The following is a 2,500-nucleotide window of genomic DNA, read 5'->3' as shown; positions in this document are numbered from 1 at the left end:
GCCCCGTAGACGAAAACTGAATCTTATTAGTGAGGATCCAGAGTACCGCCGGACACGTGAAACCCGGTGGGAAACTGGGGGGACCACCCTCCAAGCCTAAATACTACCTGATGACCGATAGAGGAGCAGTACCGTGAGGGAAAGGTGAAAAGGACCCCGGGAGGGGAGTGAAATAGAACCTGAAACCTTGTGCTTACAAGCACTCAAAGCCCGTTAATGGGTGATGAGGTACCTTTTGTAGAATGGTCCGGCGAGTTATTGTAACGAGCAAGCTTAAGGTATTGAGTACCGGAGGCGAAGGGAAACCGAGGGTTAATAGCCCGTATAAAGTTCGTTGCAATAGACCCGAAACCGGGTGACCTATCCATGAGCAGGTTGAAGTGGGGGTAAAACCCCATGGAGGACCGAACGCACGTTCGTTGCAATGACCGGCGATGACTTGTGGATAGCGGTGAAATTCCAATCGAACCCGGAGATAGCTGGTTCTCCCCGAAATAGCTTTAGGGCTAGCGTTAGTTTAGATTCGCGGAGGTAAAGCACTGAATGGGCTAGGGGCCGATAAGGTTACTGAACCCTATCAAACTCTGAATGCCGCAGAATTGATGACTGGCAGTCAGTCTACGTGAGATAAGTCTCGTGGACAAAAGGGAAACAGCCCAGACCCACAGCTAAGGTCCCCAATACATGCTAAGTGGAAAACGATGTGGAGTTGCGAAAACAACCAGGATGTTGGCTTAGAAGCAGCCACTCATTAAAAGAGTGCGTAATAGCTCACTGGTCGAGTGACTCTGCGCGGAAAATATAACGGGGCTAAGCATGTAACCGAAGCTTGGGCTTGTCCGAATGGACAGGGGTAGGGGAGCGTCGAATACGGGGTGAAGTCGCAGCGGAAGCAGCGGTGGACTGTATTCGAGTGAGAATGCCGGAATGAGTAGCGAGAATTATGTGGGAATCATAATGGCCGAAAATCTAAGGTTTCTTGGGGAAGGTTCGTCCGCCCAAGGTAAGCCGGGAGCTAAGGCGAGGCCGCGAGGCGTAGTCGATGCACATACGGTAGAAATTCCGTAGCCGCCGAACTTTAAGCATGCTGACACTTTGGAATAGGGGAACCCCGGCGTTGGTTGACCGGGGCGTAAGGGACCGAAATATAGTAGGGAAGTCTCCGATGTCCAGAGGCGAGAAAAGGCATGAGGAATACTAAGGCGCCCGTACCGCAAACCGACACAGGTAGATGAGGAGAGAATCCTAAGGCCAACGGGAGAAGGGTTGTTAAGGAACTCGGCAAAATGACCCCGTAACTTCGGGATAAGGGGAGCCTGCTTATGGCAGGCCGCAGAGAATAGGCCCAAGCGACTGTTTACCAAAAACACAGGTCTATGCTAAATCGAAAGATGACGTATATGGGCTGACGCCTGCCCGGTGCTGGAAGGTTAAGAGGAGGGCTTAGCGCAAGCGAAGGTCTGAATTGAAGCCCCAGTAAACGGCGGCCGTAACTATAACGGTCCTAAGGTAGCGAAATTCCTTGTCAGGTAAGTTCTGACCCGCACGAATGGCGTAACGATTTGGGCACTGTCTCAACAGCCCACCCGGCGAAATTGTTGTACTGGTGAAGAAGCCAGTTACCCGCAACTAGACGGAAAGACCCCATGGAGCTTTACTGTAGCTTAATACTGGAAATCGGTAAATCATGTACAGGATAGGTGGGAGACTTGGAAGCCTGGGCGTCAGCTTAGGTGGAGTCACCCTTGGGATACCACCCTTGATTTGCTGGTTTTCTAACCTGCGGCCGTGAATCCGGTCGGGGGACACTGTTAGGTGGGCAGTTTGACTGGGGCGGTCGCCTCCTAAAAGGTAACGGAGGCGCTCAAAGGTTGGCTCAGCACGGACGGAAATCGTGCAATGAGTGTAAACGTATAAGCCAGCCTAACTGCGAGGCCGACGGGCCGAGCAGTAACGAAAGTTGGAGTTAGTGATCCGGCGGTATGTGCGTGGAAATGCCGTCGCTCAACGGATAAAAGCTACCCTGGGGATAACAGGCTGATCTCCCCCAAGCGTCCACAGCGACGGGGAGGTTTGGCACCTCGATGTCGGCTCGTCGCATCCTGGGGCTGAATTCGGTCCCAAGGGTTTGGCTGTTCGCCAATTAAAGCGGCACGCGAGCTGGGTTCAGAACGTCGTGAGACAGTTCGGTCCCTATCTGTTGCGGGCGTAAGAGATTTGAAGGGAGCTGTCCTTAGTACGAGAGGACCGGGATGGACAGACCTCTGGTGCACCAGTTGTCCTGCCAAGGGCATAGCTGGGTAGCTACGTCTGGACGAGATAAACGCTGAAGGCATCTAAGCGTGAAACTCCCCCTAAGATTAGATCTCTCACTCTAAATGAGGTAAGGCACGATGTGGACTACATCGTTGATAGGCCGGAGGGGGAAGGACGGGAAAGGGTGTAGCTGACCGGGACTAATCCGCCGAGGGCTTGACCTTAACATGTTTATGCAAGGCTT

General features: G+C 52.9%; 1 rRNA gene (cut by a window edge). It reads left to right on the top strand.

The window, feature by feature from the left end:
• Nucleotides 1-2,480: ribosomal RNA gene (locus BN2154_RS00130) — 23S ribosomal RNA — on the top strand (it extends 364 nt beyond the left edge of the window).
• The last annotated feature ends 20 nt before the right edge of the window (nucleotides 2,481-2,500 follow it).

It is taken from the genome of Intestinimonas massiliensis (ex Afouda et al. 2020), from assembly GCF_001244995.1.
Classification (GTDB): Bacteria; Bacillota; Clostridia; order Oscillospirales; family Oscillospiraceae; genus Intestinimonas; species Intestinimonas massiliensis.
Note: the sequence above shows the minus strand (reverse complement) of the source record. Positions and strands in the feature narration are given on the sequence as shown.